Annotated in this window: 1 tRNA gene and 2 rRNA genes; all 3 read right to left on the bottom strand. The window is 43.4% G+C overall.

From position 1 onward, the window contains the following. Positions 1 to 671 (bottom strand): 23S ribosomal RNA (locus B0187_RS10045); the annotation flags it as partial. A 223-nt stretch (positions 672 to 894) separates the two neighbouring features. Beyond that, a tRNA-Glu gene (locus B0187_RS10040) sits at positions 895 to 970 on the bottom strand. A 185-nt stretch (positions 971 to 1,155) separates the two neighbouring features. Then, positions 1,156 to 1,266, bottom strand: a 16S ribosomal RNA gene (locus tag B0187_RS10035); the annotation flags it as partial.

Below are 1,266 nucleotides of genomic sequence, written 5' to 3'. Positions count from 1 at the left end.
AGGTACGCAGTCACCCCATCACTCAATCCCACTGCCTTTTTTCGGTTGACCCACTTGCTTCGCAAGTGGTTAACCAAGCGGTTAGATTTTGTGGATTTTTTACACCACTCAATAGGATTGAGTGATGGGGCTCCCACTGCTTGTACGTACACGGTTTCAGGTTCTATTTCACTCCCCTCACTGGGGTTCTTTTCGCCTTTCCTTCACAGTACTGGTTCACTATCGGTCAATCAGGAGTATTTAGCCTTGGAGGATGGTCCCCCCATCTTCAAACAGGATTTCTCGTGTCCCGCCCTACTTGTTGTAAGCTTAGTTCCACATCAGATTTTTCGGATACGGGACTATCACCCTCTACGATTGAGCTTCCCAGCTCATTCTCCTAAATATGATGCTAAAACTTACTGGCTCTTCCACTTTCGCTCGCCGCTACTTACGGAATCTCGGTTGATTTCTTTTCCTCGGGGTACTTAGATGTTTCAGTTCTCCCGGTTTGCCTTTACTACCTATGTATTCAATAGTAAATGCTAGGTTCTTCACCTAGCGGGTTTCCCCATTCGGACATCTTGGATTAAACGCCTCTTATCGACTCATCCAAGCTTTTCGCAGATTAGCACGTCCTTCTTCGCCTCTGATTGCCTAGGCATCCACCGTGTACGCTTAGTCACTTAACTATACAACCTCAAATGTTTTCAAACTTTTTCTTAATAAAAAGAAAAAATAAGAAGAAACATTTAAAGCTATAATCAATTCAACTAAACACTTAGCTGCTTTTGTTCAGCTAAGATTTTACTACTCAGACTTTCTTTCGAAAATCTCTCAGTTTTCAGCTTGTTTCCGATTTTTTAAAGAACATAAGATTTCATTTCGTCTTCCGACAAAAAAACCATCTTTAAATGGCGTCCCCACGGGGATTCGAACCCCGGTTACCGCCGTGAAAGGGCGATGTCCTAGGCCTCTAGACGATGGGGACAACATTTAAAGATGTTTTCCGCTTTGCCAAAATGGGCGAGCATTTTACTGTTTTTCACGGTAATTTGCAAACGTTGTTTTTCGTTGCTATCTTACCGCTTGTTTGTGCATTGCACTACTCGCTAATCTTTATTAACACAACAACCAAACAATCTGTGTGAACACTTATCGCAATCAATTTCAAGGTAAGGAGGTGATCCAACCGCAGGTTCCCCTACGGTTACCTTGTTACGACTTCACCCCAGTCATGAATCATACCGTGGTAAACGCCCCCCTTGCGGTTAAGCTATCTACTTC

Origin of the sequence: Haemophilus paracuniculus (assembly GCF_002015115.1) — a bacterium.
Taxonomy (GTDB): domain Bacteria; phylum Pseudomonadota; class Gammaproteobacteria; order Enterobacterales; family Pasteurellaceae; genus Haemophilus_E; species Haemophilus_E paracuniculus.
The sequence above is the reverse complement of the archived record's forward strand: the minus strand, read 5'-3'. Positions and strand labels throughout refer to the sequence as shown.